Below are 24,862 nucleotides of genomic sequence, written 5' to 3'. Positions count from 1 at the left end.
TTCTAACCAAATAGAATACAATATTGTAGATGAAATTTTTTATAAGTATTACTTTATGCTTATACTAAATACATTACATCTGATGGTACTCCACAAGCATGGGATTGGAATTTCAACTTTGATTTAACTGGCGACATACCTACAACTGGGAATGCTAAACTTACTGTTGCATTTGCTAGTGCAGATTATGCACAATTATGGATGAAAGTTAATGGAAGTTATTTTTATCAAACTTATTTAAATGGCGTACCTACTGGGGGAAATGCCTTAATTAGGCAATCGAATCATGCTAAGTACGGCATTCAAACTTTCGATATCCCATATAATAAACTTAAGATTGGAAATAACACTATTACATTGTTAATGCCATCAAACCAAAATCCGAGTCATTTGATGTATGACTATATTAGTTTGGAAGGTGATTTAACAGCGACTTTGTCTTTAAATGAATTGCCAATTGAAAAGACTATTAAAGTTTTTCCAAACCCTTCAAGCAGCATTTTTAATGTGCTGCTCCCAAATACTATAAATGAGGTAACTACCGAATTGTATAGTATAAGTGGTTCGTTAGTTTATTCGCAAAAACATAATAATATTCATAATAGTTTGAAGTTGGATATTTCAAGCAAACCTGATGGCATTTATTTTTTAAGAATTATTGGGGATGAACCAGTTACTATTAAAATAATAAAGAAATAATTAAAAGTATAATTTAAAATATTAGGGAGTGTATTTAAATATATTCCCCCTGTATTTGTATAAAAGGATTATGTTTTTAACTGTGAAATGAAACTTTATAATAAAGGAATTTTGTCTTTTATCTTGCCTTAATGCTAGAGTTTGAACTTTATATTAGAACAAATACCCAAACGATACTTTGAAAGGGATATTACTAGAGCTAATAATGGACTTGTTATAGAAGTAATCGGTAGTGTTAAAATTTCAAAGTAAATTGAACACTCTTAATCACTCTCATTATGTATCAAGTCCATCATAACTGGAAATTCCTTATGAAAAATGAAATTTAATGGTAGTATTTATGGTGTGTAGTATGATTTATTTTACGGAACTTGGTACACCTTGTTTCTCACCTATAACTATCTCATTAAATTTTATATTTTCCGTATTACTTAAGGTCATACCATTCTTTGCAGACTTAAATGTAATATGATCTAAGGTCACATTTTTAACCTTAAATTTAGGATATCCTTCAATAACAATAGCCGTATTTGAAACATTATCAAAACTAATATTTGATAATGTGATATTTGAAATTTTAGAAGGGAACAACCCATTACCTTCCCCATGATAATTAGATGTCATATAAATAGCATCTTCTACATCTCCAAATCTTATATTATCAACTAATATGTTTTTTATATATCCACCTCTGTTAGAATTAGTTTTAAAATAAATCCCTCGTTTTAAATAGCCACTAGCTATACAATCATAAGCAAAGACATTTTTTACACCTCCAGACATTTCACTTCCTATAACCAATGCATGTAACCCTTTAAATCTACAATTTCTTATGATAATATTTTTGGATGGATGATTCATATTTGCTCTTCCATCGTGGTCTCTTCCAGCCTTTATAGCCACATTGTCATCACCATTATTGAAGTCGATATCTTCAATTAAAATATCATTCGAGTTTTCAATATCGATACCATCATTATTTTTATTATGCGCATCATACTTTAATCCTTTTAATACAACTCCGCTACTATTCAGAATATGCACACACCAAAAGGGGGCATCTTCAATTTTAACATCTTGAATAAGGATATTTTTGGAATTTACAAATTGTATGAGTTGAGGTCTTAAATAATGTCCTTCTCCAAAGACACGATCTTTTATAGCTACTTTATTATGGTTCATCTCCCTACTTAATTGTTGGCCTTTACTTTGAATAGGTTTCCAGGTGGCCCATAATCCATTACCTTCTCCATCGATAATTCCTTCTCCAGTAATTGCTACATTAGATACATTTACGCCATAGATCATTGGACTGTAGTTATATAAGTTAGTTCCTTCCCAACTAGTTAAGACTAACGGATAATCTTTCGGGTTGGAACCAAAAACGAGTTTTGCACCAGCTTGTAAATGCAACCTAGTATTACTAACAAAATGAATAGGCCCTTCTAATCTATAAACTCCTTTTGGAACTATTATAGTACCACCATTAACTTTTTCGCAAGCCTTCATCGCTCTGTCAAATGCAGGCTTACAATTTTTAATTCCATTTCCTTTAGCTCCAAACTGCGACACATTAACTACGTAATCTGGGATAATAGGAAGCTTAATTCTTTCTTCGATACTTGTTATTATTGAATCCTTATTTAATAGAAATTGAGCTTGCGTACATTGCCCAATTAAGATTATAAACAATACTAAAAACCTTTGTACATTCATATACATTAAATTAAAATTTATTCTACTTTTCCCAATTCCCATTAACTAAACGCCAAATGTTTAATTTATTTTCAGCCTTAATCGCATCAGGCAAGAAGGCATCTGGATAATCTTGAAAACAAACGGGACGCACAAAGCGCTTTATGGCATTTGTCCCTACAGAAGTAGATTGAGGTGCTGTAGTTGCTGGATATGGACCGCCATGCACCATGGAATGACAAACCTCTACACCAGTTGGAAATCCATTAATTACTATGCGACCTACCTTTAATTCTAAAATATCAAAAAGTTCTTTATAGTCTTCAAAATCTTGATCTGTTCCATGAATGGTAGCTGTTAAATGCCCTCCAAGATTTCTAGCTGCTTCCAAAATATCATTTTTGGAATTTGCTTCTACCAACACACTTGATGGTCCAAAGTTTTCTTCAGATAAAGATTCGTTTTTTATGAAATTTTCTATTGAGGTTTTAAATATTTTAGGAATAGCACTATTTGTTGACTCTGAAGGTAATCCTGATGCCAATTCTTCTACATGATTAATAGCCAGTGTGCTTTGAAGCCCCTTATTAAATGTCTTTAATATATTTGATGTTAGCATGGTTCCAGATGGAGTATTACTTATACCATCAGACAACTTAGTATAAAATTTATCAATTGTATCAGATTTTTGAATAAATGATAATCCCGGATTAGTACAAAATTGTCCAACACCTAAAACTATTGATCCTGCCATACCAGTAGCAATTGTTTCTCCTCGTTCTTTTAATGCATGGGGTAAAATAAATACAGGGTTTGTACTTCCCATTTCAGCAAAAACAGGTATTGGTTCTGGTCTGCTATTAGCATAATCAAATAAAGCTTTGCCTCCTTTAAAAGAACCCGTAAATCCTACTGCTTTAACTTCAGGATGTTTAACTAGTGCTTCCCCAACTTGATTCGAATTACTATGAAGTATTGAAAAAGTACCTTCTGGCATTCCACAAATTTTAACTGCTTTTAAAATAGCATTGGCTACCATTTGACTTGTTCCAGGGTGTGCTGGATGGCCTTTTATAACAACAGGGCAGCCTGCTGCTAGTGCTGAAGCAGTATCTCCGCCAGCTACTGAAAATGCTAGAGGAAAATTACTTGCTCCAAATATAGCTACAGGACCTAATGGCCTAAGCATTTGTCTTATGTCAGATTTAGGAATAGGTTTTCTATCTGGAATAGCAGTATCAATTCTGGCTTCTACCCAAGAACCTTCTCTAACAACCGTTGCAAATAATTTTAATTGATTCATGGTTCTACCTCTTTCGCCTTGAAGTCTGCCTACTGGTAATGCTGTTTCAAGGTGACATCTTTCAATAAGTGCATCACCAAGGTTTAATATTTCCTCTGCAATTTGATCTAGAAAATTGGCAATACTATCTTTATCTTTCTTCCTATAACTAGCAAAAGCTATGACTGCTTTTTTAACAGCAGCATCCACTTGGTCGTTTGTTGCATTTATAAACTCACCTTCTAGTTTTTCATTAGTTAAGGCATTTATTCCGTAAAAAACATTATCTGTATTCATAATAATTCTATTTTATCAAGGTTGCCGCTTTATTAATTAATTTTTTAAGGGTTTCAACCTCATCAGCATTAGGTATAGGTAACGGTGCACGAACATCTCCCGCACTCTTACCAATTAATTTAGCACCCGCCTTAATTAAACTTACAGCATAACCTTGCGAATTACTTCTTAGCTTAACAAATGGAATAAAAAACTCTTTGATAATTAAATTAACGGTTTCTTTATCACCTGCTCTCAAAGATTTGTAAAAATGATTAGCCATATCTGGAACAAAATTGAATACCGCTGAGGAATATGTATTCACGCCTATTGATAGGTAAGCCTCAGAAATGATTTCGGCCGTTGGTACACCACCAATATAAATTAAACGATTGCCAAGGGTTTTAATAGTAGTATTTAAAGCTTCCATGTTTCCTGTTCCATCCTTAAGAGCTATAAAGTTTGGACAGGCATCGGCTAACTTTTGGATATATTCAGCTGGTAGAATACCATTGGCACGATTATAATAAATGACTGGTAAATTTGTGCTTTGCATGATGGTTTTAGCATATTCAAAAACACCTTCTTTAGCACATTCTGTAAGATATGGAGGCATTAAAAGTAACGCATCAATTCCAGCGTTTTCTGCAATCGAAGCAAATTGAATAGCTTCAGGAATACTGCGACCAACACTAGATATTGTAGGAACTTTACCTTTTACAGTTTCTGAAGTTACTTTTACTATACTTCTATATTCATCCTGAGATAGTGAGAAAAACTCACCTGTACCACCAGCGACAAATATTGATGATACTTGATGGCTCATAAACCATTCTAACCTATCGGCAAACGTAATACTATTAAATTTCCCTTTATCATCTAAATCAGTTACAGGAAATGATAACAACCCATCTCCTAAAGCGCTTTTTATACTTTCTAAACTTAATTTCATTTTCAATAATTTTAATGTTTTTTTATTATGTTAAAGGTCCTGGGTTAAACAGTACTAAATCGTTGTGTAAACCTAATTTATCACATGCTACTTGTTTCTTACCACTTGCTACATCTAATATCATGTGAAATAAATCCCAACCCATTTCCTTAATTGTTTTTTCTCCTGATGCAATTTTACCAGCATCAAAATCAATTAAATCAAACCATCGATTACTTAATTTAGAATTTGATCCCACTTTAATTACTGGAACCATAGCTAATCCGTAAGGCGTACCTCTACCAGTCATGAATAAATGCACGTTCATTCCTGCTGCTAATTGCAAAGTGCCACAAGCAAAATCACTAGCTGGAGTTGCTGCAAATGTCAAGCCTTTTTTTCTAATCTTTTCCCCAGGTTTTAAAACATCCACAATAGTACTAGTACCTGATTTGGCAACTGAACCTAAAGATTTTTCAACAATAGTACTTAATCCACCTTTTTTATTCCCAGGTGTGGTATTAGCGCTTCGGTCTGCATTTCCTTGAAGTAAATAGTCATCATACCATTTCATTTCTTGTAATAATGCCTTAGCGACTGTAGCATTTTCTGTTCTAGGAACCAATAAATGTATAGCATCTCTTACTTCTGTAACTTCAGAAAACATAACGCTACCACCGGCTCTAACAATTAAGTCGGCAGCAAACCCAGCTGCAGGATTAGCTGTTAAACCTGAAAAAGCATCACTTCCACCACATTGCATACCCACAACTAAATTGGAAGCAGGACAGGTTTCTCTTTGTCGCTTATTTAATTTTTCTAAATGAATTTTAGCTATTTTTATAATACCATCTACCATAGCATTAAACCCATGAAATGATTCATCTTGCATATAGGTAATACTGTCTCCAGAATTTTTATCTTCATTGACTAAGCGTTCTGGTCGTAATTTTTCACAACCTAAACCAATGACCATAATTTCCCCACCAAAATTTGGATTAGTGGCAATATTTTGAATCGTTCTAATAGGAATAATAGCAGCGGGTGCATCAATGGCAACACCACATCCGTAACTATGATTTAGTGCAACAACATCATCAACATTTTTATATAAAGGAAGTAAGTCTTGTTTGATTTTTTTAACAACATACTCTGTCGTTCCAGCAACGCATTGTACACTTGTAGATATTCCTAAAACATTTTTTGTGCCAACACTACCATCACTATTTCTATAGCCTTGAAATGTATAACCTTCTAATGGCTCTACTTCAATATTATTAATTTCAGGCATCGAAATATATTCTAACTCAGGAGGATTAGGCAACAATATATTTGTTTCATTAACCCATGTGCCTTGTTTTAAATCTTTATCAGCATATGCTATAACTTGTCCATATCTTATTATTTCTTGACCTTTATTTATATCATGTAATGCCACTTTGTGTCCATTTGGGATAAACTCTAAAAGTGTAAAACCAAAATTAACTAATGTTCCTTTTTGCATACCAAGTTCATTAGCAACAATTCCAACATTATCCTGTTCAGTTGTTTTTATTAAAATGTTTTTATTCATTATTATTCTAAGTGAAAGGGAATATTTTCGAAAAAATCATAATGGAAAATAAGCCACCAAAAGCCATAACCATTAATAATATTGAAAAATGACGTATGGTTTCCTTTTCCTCCATACCACTCATTTTAGTTATTATCCAAAAAGCACTATCATTCATCCAAGCAAATATTTTAGAGCCACATCCAATTACTAAAGCTAAATAAACTGGATGAAACGCCAAACCTGCGCTAGCAACACCACTCATAATACCAATAGTTGTTACCATGGCAATGGTTGCAGAACCTTGTGCTGTTCTAACTGCAGCTGTAATAAAAAATGCCATTGGTAAAATTGCCATTTGATAATTTGACGATAACTCTTGTATTCTTAAACCAATACCTGTTTGCTGAAGCATTTGTCCAAAAACACCACCAGCAGAAGTAATTAAAATAATCATACCAGCACTTGTTAGGGCTTCATACATATATGTTTTAAAGGTATCTAAATCATTTAATCGAGACCACATTAAATACATAGCTATTAGTGCTGAAATAAATAAAGCTATATTAGGATCACCTATTACAGAAAAAACAGAAACCAAGTTTTCTTGAAATGAACTTAAATTGCTACTTCCTTCAGAAAACATTTTTGAAAACGTATTTCCTGTTATTAATATTATAGGGAGCACAACTGGTAATAAAGATAGCCATAATCTAGGTAAATCTTTTGTTTCCTTTTCTGAAATTTGCTCGAGTTCCTCTATACTTATATCGGGCGTACTGCGCATAGGTAATTCCCATTTTAAATTTGCCCAAAGCGCATAACCATAGCCACATATAACGGTAACTAGCCCAATTACCATACCACCTATCATCATAGTTCCAAGATCAATATTCATAGTTTCTGCTACAAATAGGGGACCAGGGGTAGGAGGAATTAATGAATGTGCCATAACACCACCAGCTATAACTACCATCAAATAAAGGCTAAACTTTTTAGGATTTTTAATTCCCATTGATTTTATTATAGGTATCATCAGATAAAAAACCGTATCAAAAAAAACAGGTATGGCTAACGTAAAACTACTAAATAGTAAAGCCAATGAGCTGTTCTTTTTTCCAAATAATTTTAATAGACTTCTAACTATTCGTTCAGCACCACCACTGCGCATTAATGACGTACCAATTACTGAAGCTAAGGCAATTAAAATTCCTATTTTCCCACTTGTATTACCAAAAGCAACACCTAGCCTTTTTCCAAGTGATATTTTAGAAAAACTTAACGCTTCTTGCTCTGACATACCGCTATTTAATGCAAAATTATAAATAAGTTCTGATGATGTTAATAATGCTGTAATTAAAGCAGCGAATAGAAGAGAAACAACAGCATGTACTCGTAATACTATAATACAAAACAGAACTACAGCTGTTCCTATTAATATTATTAATATTGGATCCATTTGTTCTATCTGTTTAATTCTAAAGCTGCCATTATAAAAGGACCTAATCCATGAGAATTATCTGTTAAAATAGGTTCACTCAAATAATATTCATACGAACCATCACGATAAGGATTACCTCCTAAGCCAGCACTTTTGCAGATTTGATTTAAATGAATTTCTCCATCTGTATCTACCGTTACTAATTTATTAATTAAACCATCAAAGCCTTTATTGGCAATCGTTTCAAATTTAGTTGGTAGGTATCCTTTGTTAACTCCTTTTGCTAAGGCATACACAAACATAGAAGATCCAGAAGCTTCTAAATAATTCCCTTCTCTATCTTGCATATTTGGAACTTGATACCATAGGCCAGATTCATCTTGAAAATTACTAATTGCTTCAGCCAATTCATTTAAATAACTTACTAATTCCTGGTGTTTTGGATGCTCTTTTGGCATGTAATCTAATACATCAACCAAAGCCATAGCATACCATCCTAAAGCTCTTAGCCATATATTAGGTGCACATCCTGTTTCTTTATTTGCCCAAGGCATTTGTTTGCTTTCATCCCAGGCATGAAAATATAAACCAGTTTTTTTATCTAAAGTTTTATCATGTAATAGTTTAAATTGGTGTGCTATATCGTCTAAGTTTTCACCATTTTCAAATTCAACAGTATACCGAGCATAAAAGGGTTCTCCCATATATAGACCATCTAACCACATTTGGTTTGGATATATTTTTTTGTGCCAAAACCCATTAGACTTAGTTCTTGGATGTCCATCTAGCTGACTTCTTAAAAGTTTTAAAGCTTTTAAATATTTTTCGTCTTTAGTTTTATCATAAAGATTAAAAAGTAGCTTTCCAGAATTTACCAAGTCTATATTATAACTTTCAAGTTTATAGCCTTTGATAGTACCAGTACTATCAATCATCATATCAACAAAATCCTTAATATAGTTATAATACTTTTCATTTTCAGTTTTATTATAAAGTCTTTCGTAAGCCTTTAAAACTAATCCTACTTTATATTCCCATTTTGGTTCAGGAATATGATCTATATTCCAAGCTTGAGGATTACGTTTTATAATTGAAAGGGCCATGCGTTCTGACCATTTTAAAGTATCAGATACCTTTAATTCAGCAAATGGATCTGAATTTTGTGGTTCTTTTTTTTGTTGTTTGCAACTAGTAAATAGTATTAAACAACAAATAGTTAATAATGTGAAGTATGTGCCTTTTGTTTTTATCATTTTTTGTTTTTCAGTGATTAAATTAAAAAAGTAGTTTAATAATAGGTTTCTATTGTTAGGCGTCTATTTTAATTATAAAAAAATAGCCCACTACTATTAAGATGCGGGCTATTTAAAATTATTTCTATGAAATCAATTCAGTATTTTATTCAGCTGAAGGGTGACCATATCCTTGTGTAAGTAAACCTTTTGAAGTACGTAAAGCATCTCCAGACAATGGCATAATGTAACGAGGAGGAACACCTGCTGCAAATGAACCATCAGGATATCCTTTGAATAAATCATCAGTATACTGCTGTCTATTATTAACAAGATTTATACCCCAATCAGTTAATGAATAACCATCTGCTAAAAGAGCTAAACCTTCAGCACTTGCTGGGTCAATATATTTGTACATACCACGAATTGCAATATGACCTTGTTTCGTATCTGCGATGTCAGACCATAAATCACTAGTACCTCTCCAACCTGGAACTAATACTGGATAAAGTGGATCTGATTCAGAAAGTCCTTCAGGTGTTTGTGTAGTTAAATAATTCAAACTACCATCAACATCTTTAATATTAACCTCTTTTGTATAAACATAACTTGAGATATCTACACCATTTGGAAAACTATAATAACCATTAGCTTCCATGCCATCTATCATAGCTTTCATGGTATCACGCATGTTTTGAATTCTTTCAGGCATTGTTCCAAAAAGAACCATATCAAAACGAGTAATACCTTCACCAGCTAATTCTAATTTCAATTCTTGTTCAATACCTCTTAATAAAGCATTACCAGACATGCCATCTACATAAGCATTTACTTTTGTAGCTTGATTTGCTGCAGAGAAAGCACGACTTCTTACTTTTTTGAAATAAGTTTTAGCAGTAGCTTCATCACCAGTTTCTGCAGCTGCATAGGCAAGGTTTAACATAACGTTAGCCATACGTACTTGCTGCCAGTTAACACCAGATTGGCGTTGTTTTACTGTATACGGGTTAGCCATACGAGATTCGTCAAATTTGTTATTTGCTAAACCACCTTTTTCACGGCTACCTGGAGAAAAATTAATTAATTTTTCTGTAGCTGCACCAGAATTAGCAGTTATACAAGCAGTAACATCTCTACGCATATCTGAAGAATCAAAATCTCCGAAGTAGAAACTAGAATTGATACGACCTTGTCCGTAGTTTTTACAAGGAAAGGCATTTGAACCACCACCACCAGATGGACGACCAAATGAATATGGCCAATCTGAATTTTGTGTACGTGTGTATCCACATTCAAAAATAGATTCAGGACTAACTTCTAAGTCTAAAATATATTGGAAATTTCTTTGGAATGGGTTGTTAAATCCAGTTCCTCTTTCATCTGATTCAATTAAACGTGCTGAACCAGGGTTGTTTACAACTTTTAAATAGTAATCTTTAGCAGTTTTATAGTATTCTTTATAATCTGTACGTCTTACATATTTAGCTCCCCAGCCTTCAATTCCTTTTTGTTCGAAAGTAACAGGACTATAATCAAAATCTGAACGACGTAATTGAAAACCTGCAGCATCAAAAGCTAATCTAGCAATTAATTGATCACCATATGTGCCAGAAAAAGTTTCAGCAGTTACATTATTTTCTCCCAATCTATACATCAAAGGTACTGCAGTTTTAAGAGCCGCAATCTCTCTGTCATAAATATTATCACGCATTGTGTAACCTAAAGTATCAGTTTGCGCTGTATTTCTAATTGGATAATCAAAATAAGGAACATCACCAAAATATCTAATTAACATTTTGTAATTAGTAGCACGGTGGCACATAGCTTCACCATAAATATGTGTGTAATCATTTGCTTTTCCTGAAGCTACAGCACTTTGGTACTCTTCTTTTTCAGCGATAGATTCCATAATGATGTTGGATCTATTAATAATAAGATATGCTTCATTCCAAGTATCTCTATGGTTTCCATCATTAATATCATATTCCGATGCAAAAAGACCTTCAGGAATATGTCTACCTTGAGAGGCATAGAACTCTGGATGATTTTCAGAATCTGATCCTACAGAAGATATATCATAAAACAATCTTTTATCAAGATCATGCCAAATATCATAAAGACCCGCTAATACTTTTCTAGCTTCACTTGCGTCTCCAAATACGAAATCTTCATCAACACTGGATGGGTTTGCCACATCCAAGAAATCTTCCTTACACGATGTATTTATTAGCATAAATACGGTAAGCATTAAAAACAATAATTTTTTCATGAGTTATTTTTTTTTAAAATTCAATATTCAGACCAAACGTAAATGTACGCGGACGAGGATAAGCATTTAAATCCAAACCTGGTGTTGGATAACTACTATTTCCTGCAGTTTCATCTACATTTATTTCAGGATCAAATCCATTATAACCAGTTATAGTAAAGGCATTAAAAACTGAGCCATATAGACGGAATTTATTAATCCCAAATCTATCTACAACATTTTGTGGTAATGTATATCCTAAAGTAACTGTATTTAATCTTAGATAAGACCCATCTTCAACACCAAAAGTTGAAGCTAAAGCACTTTCTGGATAAGGTAAGAAAGAAGTAGCATTGGCATTTAGTGCATCTAAAGCAGCTGGATCAACTATTCTTGTAAGTTGTCCATTCACAACATCGTGAATTTTATAAGCCCCATTAAGTTCTGCGTATCTGTTTCTGAATAACCCGGCTTCTTTAATTCCTAAATAAGCGTTTACACGACTCGCATTATAAATATCGTTTCCAACACTCCAAGTAAAATCAAAATTGAAATCAAAGTTTTTATAGTTTCCTCCTAAGCTGAAACCACCTGTATGATCTGGGTTAGTATCACCAATAACAGTGATATCATTTTCATCGATAAGGCCATCTCCATTAAGGTCTCTAACTTTTTGAACACCAGGGTATTCGGTTTGTGAGCTTGGTTTATTTGCGGTAGTACCGTAAATAGTTCCTATTACACCACTTGTATATGATGGAACTCCAGCTTTTGTAGTATAAATTTGGTTATTAGAATCGTAATCAAAATCATCAGTAGTGTACATGCCTTCATGTATAAACCCACGAAGTAAGCCTACAGGTTTTCCTACGGTTAGAATATAATCTTCTCTAGGGTAGAAATAAACGCCTCCAAAACCAGAGCTATAAGTTCCATTAATGTCATCAGATAAAGCCTCAACATTTCCTCTGTTTATGTTGATGTTAAAACTTCCTATTAAATTAAAATCTTCAGATCTGATAATATCTGCACTCAATGAGAATTCAACACCTTTATTACTTGTTGATCCAATATTAGCTTGTGTATTTGTAAATCCAGATAGCGGAGATACAGGAGTAACTAATAAAAGATCTTCTACAGTATTTTTATAAAGTTCTAAAGTACCACTTAATTTGCCTCCTAATAATTGGAAGTCAATACCAAGGTTTCTGGTAATAGTTGTTTCCCATTTTAGATCTGGGTTAGCAAGTAAACCACCAGGAACATAACCAGGTTGTTGCACATCGCCTAAAGACCATCTTACAGTAGTTGGTCTCCAACTTTGTTTCCATAATTCAGCACTAATACCATCACTACCTACAGCACCATAAGAGAAACGTATTTTTAAATCGTCTAACCAATTTGAATTTTTTAAGAAATCTTCTTCAGACACACGCCATGCAATAGCTCCTGCAGGGAAATACCCCCAACGATTATCAGGTGCAAATCTAGAAGACCCATCTGCACGAAAAGTTCCAGTAAATAAGTATTTACCTTTGTAACCATATTGTAAACGTGAGAATATTGATTGAATACGATTAGGAGTTCCTCCACTGGTAGCTAAACTAAAATAAGTGCTACCATCTTCTTTTAAATAATCTCCCATGTTATCCCAAGCACGTTGAGCATCATAAGATAATGGAAATCTTTGACCAGACACATCTACTCTTTCTGAACCAGAATCAGCAACTTCATAACCTAATAAGGCACCTAATTTATGGTCTTCTCCTAAACCTTGAACATCATAATTTAATGTATTTACCCAACGGTAATTCCATCCTTGAGCCTGTCTAACCCTTGCTTGACCTCCAAAAGTGGGGTTTCTATCAGTATCAAGATAACCACTTGCAATAGCACCTGACCATGACTTTTGAGAGCCCCAATTAGAACTTAAACTAAAATCTGTTTTAGCAGTAAGACCTGGAATAACATCCCAAGCTAAAGATGTATTAGCTACAACAGATCTGTTTTTATTAACACTATCTTGATCGTTTAGTAGAGCAACAGGACTAAATTGATCTAGAATCAATCTATCATAATCTCCTAATTGGGTATTACTTGTTAAATCATAATCTCCTAAAACGTTTTCAATAGGAATTGGTCTAAACCAATATGCTTGTGAGTTACCACTATTGTTACCTTCACTGGTTTGAGCATATCTGGTATTTAAAGAAAATTTTAATTTATCACCTAAGTTTTGATCTAATCTAAAAGAAACGTTTGTTCTTTCATAAAATGAACGTTCTTTATTTCCTTCTTGATCTAAATGGTTAACTGCTAAAAGGTATCTAGTGTCTTCAGAACCACCACTTATATTAAAATTATGACTGTGCGTAAATGCACTATTATATAAATCTTTTGTATAGTTACGGCTAGGTACAGTTTTGTAATAGTCAATACCTGCTGAGTTCCCAGCTCCAGCTTGTGGACCTATTAACCATAATTTTTCCCAAGCATCTCTATATGATGCACCAATGGCATCTGCATACCCCCAGTTGTAAGCTATGTAATCATAACCATCCATAACAGGAAGGTATTCTGGAATTGTACTAAATTGTGTGTAACCATCATAAGTAACTTTGGTTTTCCCTGCTACACCACTTTTTGTAGTAACAATAATTACACCATTAGCTCCACGAGCACCATATATTGCAGTAGATGACGCATCTTTTAAAACGTCAATACTTTTAATTTGATTACCTGGTATGTTACTTATAGAGCCTACAGGAAATCCATCAACAATAAATAAAGGTTGGTTACTTTGAGAAATTGAGCCACCACCACGAACACGGATAGATATATCTGCTCCAGGACGTCCATCCTGAGTTGTTACACGAACACCAGGTAGTTTACCTTGTAATGCTTGTGCTGCATCTGCAACAGGAACTGCTGCAAGTTTTTCTCCAGTTACAGAGGCAATAGCACCAGTAACATCTCGTCTAGTTGTAGAGCCATATCCAATCACAACGACTTCATCTAATTGTCCAGCCTCTTCTGCCATTTTTACATCTAGGGTAGATTTACCGTCAACAGAAATTTCCTTTGTTGTATATCCTAGGTAACTAAATACTAAAATGTCGCTAGAACTAGTTTTAAGGGTGTAGTTACCATCAAAATCAGTAGCTGTACCTGTTGTCGTATTTTTAATAATTACCGATACACCTGGCAAAGGTATTCCAGATTCATCTGAAACTGTACCTTTTACAGTATTTTCGTTTTGCCCATACATAGGCATGCATAGTATTAGTCCTAATAAAAAGAGATAATACTTGAAGTTTTTGTTTGTTTTCATTCTTTTTTGTTTAGTTTTTTTAGTTTTTGTTTGTCAATTTAATGGTTGTTTTTAGCATACGCGAATTTTGAGTTTAGTTAATAAAAAATCCAATCGATTGAATTTAATCTGCTACTTACCTAATTTAATTAATTACAGAAGATATAATTTTTGAGTAAATACGATTTATAACTGTAATCGATTGCACAAAAATATAAAATTATATATATCTTGCAAATATATTTACGATAAAAACAATTAAAGCTTGTATATAGTATTAAGTTAATATTTTTAACTGTTTAAATTTAAATATGTATAATTGATATAGACTAATTGATAGTTGAAATTATTTATTTACTTTTAATTTATATGCAAAATTGTATAAGTATATATTGCTTTAAATTTCTATAGAAATAGAAAAATAAAAAGTTTACAAATAAAAACAAACATTAGCTTCAATAATATTTGAGGCTTAAAAGAGCTAATTTTTAGGTATTAATTTTTATTGATGTATTTTTGAAAATTCTAGCCAACTAATTCACATGACAAAAAAGACAACTATTTATGATATAGCTAAAAGGCTAAACATTACTGCTGCTACCGTTTCTAGAGCTTTAAATAATAATGCTAAAATAAGTGTTGCTACGCGTAAACTTGTACTTCAAACTGCTAAAGAAATGAATTATGAGCAAAATAAATTAGCTTTAGCTCTAAAGAGTGGTAAAAGTTATAATGTTGGAGTTATTGTACCCAGAATTGATAGCAATTTTTTTGCTTCAGTAATAAGAGGTATTGAAGAGGAACTTTATCCTAAAGGGTACCATGTCATTATTTGTCAAACCCATGATCAACAAAATTTAGAGATTGAAAATATTAATTCATTATTGAATGCTCAGGTAGACGGTGTTTTAATGTCAATATCTAATTCTGAAATTGAAAACAATGATAGTTTCAATAAATTAATAAAAAAACATGTACCACTAATATTTTTTGACAGAAAGAAATCTATTAGCGGTGTAAGTTCTGTAACTATTGACGATTTTAAAGGCGCTTATGAGGCTACCAAGCATTTAATAGATCAAGGATATAAGCGCATCGCTCATTTATCTAACGACCGTTCATTACAAATTTTTAAAAACAGGTACTTAGGTTATAAGCAAGCTATTATAGATAATGGACTAGAGTTTGATGAAAGTTTAGTTATAGAAACCATGAGTAAAGTAGCAGAAGGTAGAAAAACTACAAAAATATTTTTAGATATGGACAGACGACCTGATGCTATATTTTCTTCAAGTGATTTTACAGCCCTTGGTGCTATTGAGGAAATAAAAGCACATGGTCTTAAAATCCCAGAAGATATAAGTGTTGTTGGTTTTAGTAACGAACCGTTTACAAAATTTATGGAACTTTCAATTACATCTGTAGATCAATCTCCTATAGAAATGGGAAGAATAGCTGCTCAAGTTTTTCTTGAAGAAGTTAATAATAGTAAAAAAGTTAAGTCAGAAAAACATATTGTATTGACTCCACAATTAATTGTTAGAAAATCTTCTCAAAGATTAACACAATTAGTTTAATAAAAATTATTAATAATAAAAAAGCAGGATTATCAATTGATAATCCTGCTTTTTTATTTAAACACACAGATTTAAAGAGGTATACATCTAATTATTTTTTTGTGCATATTTACTAAATACAAGAAATAAAATACCACATAATAACCATGTAGGTAGCGTTACAAAAGATAAAAATATGTCAAACTGTATCGATATAAAATAAAATATACCAAAGCTGATAGCCCAAGCAAATAGAACCGATTTGTTAAATTTTATGTTGGCATGTTCTGCATAATTTTTAATGACACCAAATTTTTTGTGAAAGAAATGCTCAAATACAATTACAGCACCAACAGGAGCTAAAATAAAACCATATAAAGCAACAAAGTCTAATAATTTCATGGCAAAAGCAGGAAATAAACCAGCAATTGTAGCAATCGTACCTGCTAAAATAGTAACCTTAGCCGTCGATAATTTAGGCATTATGGCTTGAAATGCTAATCCTGCTCTGTAAATAGTTGGGTTAGCCGTTGTCCATCCAGCTAAAACTACAGCAATAATACCAAAAACTCCAATAGCATTATAAGCTAATGGACCAGGAGCAACAGGTGGTGCTTCTCCATTAGATAAAAAAGCTTGTGCCTCTGGAGATTTTAAATAAACGGCATATAATAAGCAAGCTGCTATCCAAGCCATATAATGACCAACATACATACCGCCTGCAGTTGTCCAACCTGAACTTGCTTTTTTAGCAAACCTAAAAACTGATAAATCAGACATGCCAATATGCATAGCTGCATTTGCAAACCAAGACCAGATTAACACATGCCAAAAGGTATATTTTATTTGACCAGGAAAAGGTTCTTTTCCTTCACCCCAAATATCCCAAAATTCTGAAAAACTTGAAACTCCTAATTGGTTTAAAGCTACTATTCCACAAGCTAAAAATGCAAGAACTATTATAGGAGACATCCAGTTGGCTGCTTTAGATACCGTATCATAACCTTTTGCAGCGATAATAGATATAATTGCACCAATTAATATAACAATAACTATCCAAGTAACACCATTAGGCATCGTATCAGACAACTTTGGCATAGGCATATCAAAAGGTATTCCTACAGCAGTAGCTGAAATCGTTATCATTGAACCTGCTAAGAAGCAAAAAAGAATTCCGTTTGCTAAATTATATCCAGTGACAAGATTTTTTCCACAAATTTTTTCTAGTTGGAAGTACAAGGTTAATCTATTTTTAACAGCAATTTCTGCTGTTAAAAACCGCCAAGATATAACAGCTAATAAGTTACCTAGTAAAAGTCCGATTATTAAATCGAAGGCACTAACGCCTGCCGTTAAAAATAAAGGACCTATCATGAATTCTGTTCCAGCAGCATGTTCACCAGCATACATACCAAGGAAACTTTTCCAACTTTTTAATTTTGATTGAGGCACAGGGGTTCTTTCAAATTCGCCTCCTGCGATCTCTTCAATTATTTCTTCTTCTTTGTGGTATTGCGTCATATTTGTATTATTTAGTTTAGTTGTTGATTTTTAGCTAAGCTAAAAACTTTTTTCTTAATTCTTCAACCTGATTATCATTTATAGGTACCATGTTGCCTAAAGATGTACCAAGCACAATTGACTTTGCGCTAAATTCTGCAACTTCCAAATAATCAAAAGTTTGCAATAGCTTGTCTCCAGTAATCATAACAGAATCATTTTCAATTATTAAGGCCGTTGTACAGTTTTCAATAATTTTACTATCTGTATTTGTTTTAAAATGGCTACCATATTCTATAGATGGAATATCCTGTAAAAATATCCAACTCTCTGGTATGGTGCGCACATTTAAGTATGATTTAGTAACACCAAAAGCCATTAAATAAGGCGATTGTGTCATTATTATAGAGTTTACATTTGGGTTTCTTTTGTAAATTTCTTGATGAATCCAAGTCGCTCTACTTGGCTTTTTACCTTTTTCTCTTTTGCCATCTTTTATTTGTACAATATCTTCCATTTCCATTTCCCATCTACTGGCATCTGTTGGTGTTATTAGGAAGTCATTATCTTTCCATCTCATAGATACCGTACCGTAAGAACTTATCATTAGTCCCTGCTGACAAGAGCGTTGTACAATTTTACATATGTCTAAACGTTTTTCAACTTCGTCTGAAGGATGTAAAGTATGCTCCATTTCAGGTAACATGGATTTGGTCTGGGCTTCAAATTCATCAATTTGATTATCAGTCAGATAATTTGGAGTACCTATTTGCGAGCCATATAATATTGTACTAGCACAGAATTCTAAAGTTTCAAAGCGTTCAAACGCATCGGTTAAATCACTTCCGCCTAAAACGGTTCCGTGATTTTCCATGATAATGGCTTTGTAACCTTTTTTAAACTCTTCTGCAATAACATCACCTAATTCCTCACTTCCTGGTAGTTCATATTCAGCATAACCTATGGGGCCACAAATATGCTTAGCTTGAGAAATAATATTAGTATTTGGTATTTGACGCACAATACTAAATGAGACTAATGCTGGTGGGTGTGCATGAATAACCGATTTTATATCTGGTCTTACTTCATAAATGGCCTTATGAAAAGGGAATTCTGATGATGGTTTGTGTTTTCCTATAATGGTTCCATCTTTTTTTACACAGATAATATCTGAAGCTCTTAACGAACCTTTATCAATGGCAGATGGTGTTACCCATATATTACCTTCATCATCTATTATAGAAATATTACCACCAGAAGTTGTGGTCATTCCTCTTTTATAAATTCTACTAATAATTTTAGTAATTTGATCTCTTGGATGTTCTAATTTAATATTTTTTGACATTTTTGTTTTATTTAACAGGAAACAAGTTCCAAAAAACAGTTATTAAGATTAAAATACTATATTAATAGTTATGAAAGGTTAATTAACTTATTATGAATGGGACGTGTTTCTTTAATGAATAATTCTTTTTTAGAAATTTTGAGTTTAATTTTTTATCTGAAATTGAAATTGCAGCACCTAAAGCAGACCCTAAGGAAGAATCTGTAGTTCTTAATTTCATATTTCTAAAATGGTGAGATAGTAGCTTAACAAAAAGATCGTTATCACTAAATCCACCATCTACATATAATCTTTTTATTTCGTCATTACCTATAACATCTTTGATACTTTTTATTTGTAAAAGTACAAGTTCCATCATAAGTTGGTGGTAAGCATCTTCAAATTTATTATAGGTTATTTTAGTTTCAGAAGGCATGTCGACATCTGTAATGCTCTCCCATTTAAACATATGTTTAAAATCTTTAACTATTTCAAGGTAGGTATTATAATCAAATTTTACATGTCGATGATAATCTTCAGAAACACCAAAACGTTTGTGTAATTTATTAACTTGAACTTTGTATTCATTACCTAAAAATAATCGTGTTGCTTTAACGGGTTTACCGTTAATACGCATATAATTGATTGAATCTTTTGTATCTGTATCAGCAATAATAGGGTGGTCTGTGAATGGATTTAAAGTAATGCTCCAAGTACCTGTAGAAACTAAAACAAATTTTTTCTTTACACTGCGTACGTAAGGCAAAAGAGCTGCAGAACTATCGTGAATACCAACACCAATTTTGATGCGTTTTCCATTGTAGTTCATATTAATACTAGTTTCAGTTGATACTATTGTTGGTAGTATATTATTTAAACCTTCTTTATAAACCCATTGGTGATAATCTTTTTTAGTATAATCCCAAAGTGCTGTATGGCAGCCAATACTTGTATATTCACTTAAAGGAATACCAGTAAAAATGTAACTTAAATATTGTGGTAAGTGTAATGAATATTTTATCTTTTTAAAAACTTCAGGTTTTGTATGTTTTATCCAGTATAGTTGTAAACCAGAGTTTAAAAGACTTAAGTCGAAACAACCTGTTGTGCTTAAAAAATCTTCTTTGGGCCCGTATTTTTCAATAAACGAATCAATAACACTTTGATCTATTGGTTTTGTGTAATTGTAAAGCGGTGTTAATACTTCACCATTTTCATCAAGATGAACAAAACTAGCACCATACGTTGAAAAATTAATGGCTTGTACATTAAATTCTGAAGCTTTAAGTATGTTTTCAAACACACTTTTTAACCATTCTTGTAGTGCGGGCAAGTTTTCAGTTGGATAACCATCTTCATCTTCAATTTCTTCAAAAGACGTATATTCTTTGTGTACTTCTTTGTAATCTTTATCAAAAAGAAAGAATTTTTTGTTGGTTTTACCAATGTCAAAAACCGCTGTTACATTTACCATAAAACAATATTATAAGCCTGTTGCTACAGTGTTTTTACCTCTTTCTTTAATTAATCCATTTCTAACATCTAAAGAACGATATGCGTTAATTGGACTTAATGCACCACCGTTTTCTATTCTAGCTTTCTCTAAAAGCGGTCTTACATCTGTTCTATAGGCATCTTGTAAAATTTCTTGACATTTAACAACGTCATTATTTAGTTGTGCAGACTTTAATTCATCTTGATCTATTAAAAGTGCTTTAGCATAAGCTTCTTGAATCGCTTCAAGAGATTGGATTAAATCTTCTAATGGATCTTTTACATTATGGCTGGCATCAATCATCCACGCTAAATCTGGATTTTGTGGATTGTTTTTCATACCATAAACCAATTCGTTAAAAATTAAGAATAGGGCATAAGGTTTGATACTTCCAACAGTTAAATCATCATCACCATATTTACTATCATTAAAGTGGAAACCACCTAATTTTCCTTTAGACATTAAAATTGAAACTATTTGTTCAATATTACTGTTAGGCAAATGGTGACCTAAATCTACTAGCGAGTAAGCTTTGTCTCCACATGCATTAGCTAACATAAACGAAGTTCCCCAATCTTGAATAACGGTACTGTAAAAGTTTGGTTCGTAAGGTTTGTATTCAATAAGCATGCTCCAGTCATTAGGAAGGCCTTTGTAAATATCTTTTAAACTATTTTCAGTATTTTGAAGTGCTGTTTGAAAGTTGTTTTGACCTGGAAAACAAGATCCATCTGCCAACCAAACCGTTAAGCTTTTAGACCCTAATTTGTTACCAATATTAATAACATCTAAATTATGTTGAATGGCTTGTTGTCTAACAGCTTCACTAGTATTGCTTAAAGAACCATATTTATAACTTTCTTTAGCATTAGCTTGATCTTGAAATGTGTTAGAATTTACCGCATCAAATTTAATGTCTAATGAACCAGCTAATTCTTTTATAGCATTATAATCTTCTGGAATATCCCAAGGAATATGAAGTGAAACAGCACCAGCCGTTTGTGTTAACGAGTGAATGATACCAATATCTTGAATTTTTTGTTCTAAGTTAGAAGGTTCTCCATAAAAAGAAAAACGCCCAAAACGCGTACCACCAGCACCTAATGCCCAACTTGGTATAGCGACTTGAAAGTCTTGTAATTTTTTAATTAACGTATTTACATTAACCCCTTTTTTTGTCAGGTTATTTGATAGGAAATCAAAATTATCTTGGTGTGTTTTAAGATTTTTATTATTGCTATCTTGAATATGGTGTTGTTCTATTTTCATGTATTTAAATGTATTACTTTTCAATTAGCACATATTACATTGGCATCATCGAGGATGTTTTTATTATGTGTATTGAATATTAAAAAAAAACTTCCATAATATATATGTTGATATGCTATGGAAGTTTTTGACAAACTAAAAACTAACTCAAATTTTATTAGCGTACAAATGCATTAGCCATTCCACCATCAACATTAATTATGTTTCCTGTAGATTTATCTAATATTCCTACTAAAGTAAATACGCCATTTGCGATATCATCAGGTGTGATGATTTCATTTAATAAATTTCTTTTGGCATAAAATGCTGGTAATTCCTCAACGGTAATTCCATTGGCTTTAGCTCTACCTTCAGCCCAAGCACCTTCCCAAATTTTACTTCCTACAATAACACCATCTGGATTTACTGTATTTACTCTAATTTTATCTTTTGCTAATTCGGCTGCTAATAAACGTACCATGTGTTGTTGAGCAGCTTTCGCTGTTCCATAAGCAACGTTATTAGGACCTGCAACCAATCCGTTTTTACTTGCAATAGCAATATAATTACCACCAAGACCTTGTTTACGCATGATTGCAGCTGATTGTTTTGCTAAATCAAATTGACCTTTCACTAAAATGCTTTGTAAAATATTCCAATCTTTATCCGTAGTATCCTCTAAAGCTTTAGAAATTGCTAATCCAGCACTGTGAACAACGATATCTACGCCACCAAACTCAATACATGCTTTTTTATATGCAGAAGCAATAGATTCTGTACTAGTAACATCGCAAATCGCATATGTTGATACATCTCTTTTATACGTAGCGTGCGCTTCTATTAAACTATCTTCGTTAATATCTGTTAAAACGACATTAGCGCCTTCAGCAGCTAATTTATCTGCAATTGCTTTACCAATACCACCACCAGCTCCAGTAACAAAAGCTACTTTGCGAGATAATGGTTGCTCTTTTGGCATTCTAGAAAGTTTAGCTTCCTCTAATAACCAGTATTCAATATCAAAAGCTTCTTGTCTTGGCAATGATGTATAAGAAGTAATGGCTTCTGCACCGCGCATAACGTTTATGGCGTTAATATAGAATTCACTTGCAACACGTGTAGTTTGTTTGTTTTTTGCAAAACTGAACATTCCAACTCCAGGGTAAATAATGATTACTGGGTTAGGGTCGCGCATTGCCGGACTATTATCTTTTTTACAAGTATTATAATAATCTGCATACTCTTGTCTATATTGTTCAAAAGCTGGTTCTAATTTTTTAAGAATAGCATCTGTATTCGATATGTCTTCATTAGTACCAAGTGTTAATACTAATGGTTGAATTTTTGTACGTAAGAAATGATCTGGACAAGACGTTCCCATAGGAGCTAAACGCTCTAAATCATTACTATTAATATATTCTAAAACAACATCACTATCAGAAAAATGACCTATCATACTTTTTTCTGAAGAGCATAAGCCTCTTAATAAAGGCATTAATTGTGCTGCTTTTTCTAAACGTTCTTCTTTAGCAAGACTTTGTATTTTTTGACCACCAAAAACAGAACCTTTTTCTTTGATTTTATTCTCGATATATTCAGAAGCTGTTTCAATAACTTCTAAACTATTCATGTAGCATTCATAAGAGGTATCTCCCCAAGTAAATAATCCATGACTACCTAAAACAATACCTCTAATTCCAGGATTATCAGCTAAACATTTTTCTAACTGAAGTCCTAAATCAAAACCAGGACGTTGCCAAGGCACCCAACCCATGGTGTCTCCCCAAATTTCTTTGGTTACTTTTTCGCTATCTTCTGCAGCAGCTACAGCTATAAGTGCATCAGGATGTAAATGATCTATATGTGCAAATGGTAATAATCCGTGAAGTGGCGTATCAATAGAAGGCGCTTTACTATCTAAATCATAAATACAGTGATTAAAAAGTCCAACCATACGATCTTCATCTTCTAAACCACCATAAACATTTTTTAAATCGCGTAATCTACCCGTGTATAAACCAGCAATTCCAGCACGTGTTAAAGTACCAATATCTCCACCAGAACCTTTTACCCACATAACTTCAACTTCTTCGTTTGTTAAAGGATCTTTTTCTATGGTTTTACAGCTCGTGTTTCCACCTCCATAATTGGTGATTCTTAAATCGGCACCTAGTATGTTTGAGCGGTATAAAAATAAAGCAACTTGATCGTCTTTTAAAGACGCAGCTTTTTCTTCATTCCATAAGTAATCTACGTAATTAAATTTTTTTGTATTTGTATTCATGAGGATTATTAAAATATTTGCTGCTAAATTATATTAAGATTAAAAAACTTCTATCCTGTACTGTACTGTAATTTTATAAAAAAAACGTTTTTTTTATTTGAGACGTTATTTTTTATTATGAAATCAAATAATGTAAGGTTTTTAAGTGGTTTATGCTCTTAAATTTTATTAATTGAAGTAAGATAAAGATTGCGAGATTAATTTTTTAAAAAGATCGTTAAGCTTAAAGCACCATGTGCTCCAATTACCAGTGATTGTTCTATATCTGCAGTTTTTGAAGGGCCAGAAATAAACACACCAAAACCTGATGAAGATTCGGAAAGTTTATTATAGGCTTGATGCATATATGGGACAATATTTTCTTTAGAAATCACAAAAACTAAATGCTTAGTGATAAAAGGTAATACTCTAATAGGAAGATTTTTATCGGTAACCCAAACAGCGCCATTTTCTGCAACTCCTAAATCACTTTCTAGAATTAAAATATCTAGATCTTCTAATTCTTGCGGGTTTTTTATGGCTTCTAAATTTATAGTATTAAAGTCAAGTGAATCAGATAAAGTAGAAAAATTAACCACTGTATTTGGAATTAAAGTAGTTATTTGCTTAAGAATATCTTGATTTGATTGCGCCTCCAAAACATTACCACCTACAACCTCTACTTTTTTAGTAAATTCTTTGATTAAATCGTACTCATCATCAAAAAGCGTGTCATCTATTTGGGGTAAACCAATAGCGTCTGGTTTATTTGCTTTTATTCTTGCTAATATATTGTCTCTGCTTCCCATG

16 protein-coding genes are annotated in these 24,862 nt (G+C 32.7%); 2 read left to right on the top strand and 14 right to left on the bottom strand.

Features of this window, described 5'->3' with window-relative positions; translation table 11 throughout:
• The first annotated feature begins 72 nt into the window (after window positions 1-72).
• Window positions 73-699 (top strand): polysaccharide lyase family protein, encoded by a 627-nt coding sequence (locus RHP49_00150; protein WNH14444.1) that lies wholly within the window; start codon window positions 73-75, stop codon window positions 697-699.
• Between the two features lie 357 nt (window positions 700-1,056).
• Here the strand turns inward: RHP49_00150 and RHP49_00145 are convergent, their stop codons facing one another.
• From RHP49_00145 to RHP49_00110, 8 genes are all read right to left on the bottom strand, one after another.
• Window positions 1,057-2,415: a glycoside hydrolase family 28 protein gene (locus RHP49_00145; protein WNH12685.1), complete on the bottom strand. Its 1,359-nt coding sequence runs from the start codon at window positions 2,413-2,415 to the stop codon at window positions 1,057-1,059.
• 22 nt (window positions 2,416-2,437) lie between these two features.
• Window positions 2,438-3,973 (bottom strand): aldehyde dehydrogenase (NADP(+)), encoded by a 1,536-nt coding sequence (locus tag RHP49_00140; protein WNH12684.1) that lies wholly within the window; start codon window positions 3,971-3,973, stop codon window positions 2,438-2,440.
• A 7-nt stretch (window positions 3,974-3,980) separates the two neighbouring features.
• Window positions 3,981-4,904: a 5-dehydro-4-deoxyglucarate dehydratase gene (locus tag RHP49_00135; GenBank protein WNH12683.1), complete on the bottom strand. Its 924-nt coding sequence runs from the start codon at window positions 4,902-4,904 to the stop codon at window positions 3,981-3,983.
• A gap of 25 nt (window positions 4,905-4,929) precedes the next feature.
• A complete protein-coding gene (gene garD, locus RHP49_00130) occupies window positions 4,930-6,456 on the bottom strand; it encodes a galactarate dehydratase (protein ID WNH12682.1) in 1,527 nt (508 codons plus the stop codon).
• A 7-nt stretch (window positions 6,457-6,463) separates the two neighbouring features.
• Entirely contained in the window at window positions 6,464-7,894 is a 1,431-nt protein-coding gene (locus RHP49_00125; GenBank protein ID WNH12681.1) for an SLC13 family permease, read from the bottom strand.
• 5 nt (window positions 7,895-7,899) lie between these two features.
• A complete protein-coding gene (locus RHP49_00120; GenBank protein WNH12680.1) occupies window positions 7,900-9,129 on the bottom strand; it encodes a glycoside hydrolase family 88 protein in 1,230 nt (409 codons plus the stop codon).
• Window positions 9,130-9,274: 145 nt separating this feature from the next.
• A complete protein-coding gene (locus tag RHP49_00115; protein ID WNH12679.1) occupies window positions 9,275-11,377 on the bottom strand; it encodes a RagB/SusD family nutrient uptake outer membrane protein in 2,103 nt (700 codons plus the stop codon).
• 13 nt (window positions 11,378-11,390) lie between these two features.
• Window positions 11,391-14,687 (bottom strand): TonB-dependent receptor, encoded by a 3,297-nt coding sequence (locus RHP49_00110; GenBank protein ID WNH12678.1) that lies wholly within the window; start codon window positions 14,685-14,687, stop codon window positions 11,391-11,393.
• A 521-nt stretch (window positions 14,688-15,208) separates the two neighbouring features.
• On the opposite strand from RHP49_00110, the gene RHP49_00105 reads away from it, so the two are divergent.
• Window positions 15,209-16,243: a LacI family DNA-binding transcriptional regulator gene (locus tag RHP49_00105; GenBank protein ID WNH12677.1), complete on the top strand. Its 1,035-nt coding sequence runs from the start codon at window positions 15,209-15,211 to the stop codon at window positions 16,241-16,243.
• An 87-nt stretch (window positions 16,244-16,330) separates the two neighbouring features.
• Here RHP49_00105 and RHP49_00100 read toward each other — a convergent pair whose 3' ends face one another.
• From RHP49_00100 to RHP49_00075, 6 genes are all read right to left on the bottom strand, one after another.
• Window positions 16,331-17,743, bottom strand: coding sequence for a hypothetical protein (locus RHP49_00100; GenBank protein ID WNH12676.1), 1,413 nt, complete (start codon window positions 17,741-17,743; stop codon window positions 16,331-16,333).
• A gap of 34 nt (window positions 17,744-17,777) precedes the next feature.
• Window positions 17,778-19,067, bottom strand: coding sequence for a class II aldolase/adducin family protein (locus tag RHP49_00095; GenBank protein WNH12675.1), 1,290 nt, complete (start codon window positions 19,065-19,067; stop codon window positions 17,778-17,780).
• A gap of 82 nt (window positions 19,068-19,149) precedes the next feature.
• The gene (locus RHP49_00090) at window positions 19,150-20,520 is read right to left on the bottom strand and encodes an FGGY family carbohydrate kinase (GenBank protein WNH12674.1); all 1,371 of its coding nucleotides are present in this window, start codon (window positions 20,518-20,520) and stop codon (window positions 19,150-19,152) included.
• Window positions 20,521-20,529: 9 nt separating this feature from the next.
• Entirely contained in the window at window positions 20,530-21,810 is a 1,281-nt protein-coding gene (locus RHP49_00085; protein ID WNH12673.1) for a sugar isomerase, read from the bottom strand.
• Between the two features lie 157 nt (window positions 21,811-21,967).
• The gene (locus RHP49_00080; protein WNH12672.1) at window positions 21,968-24,073 is read right to left on the bottom strand and encodes a bifunctional aldolase/short-chain dehydrogenase; all 2,106 of its coding nucleotides are present in this window, start codon (window positions 24,071-24,073) and stop codon (window positions 21,968-21,970) included.
• A gap of 197 nt (window positions 24,074-24,270) precedes the next feature.
• A complete protein-coding gene (locus tag RHP49_00075) occupies window positions 24,271-24,861 on the bottom strand; it encodes an LUD domain-containing protein (protein ID WNH12671.1) in 591 nt (196 codons plus the stop codon).
• Window position 24,862 lies beyond the last annotated feature (1 nt).

This window comes from Flavobacteriaceae bacterium HL-DH10 (assembly GCA_031826515.1).
In the GTDB taxonomy this organism is placed as follows: Bacteria; Bacteroidota; Bacteroidia; order Flavobacteriales; family Flavobacteriaceae; genus Thalassobellus; species Thalassobellus suaedae.
This window is presented reverse-complemented; position numbering and strand designations above follow the sequence as displayed.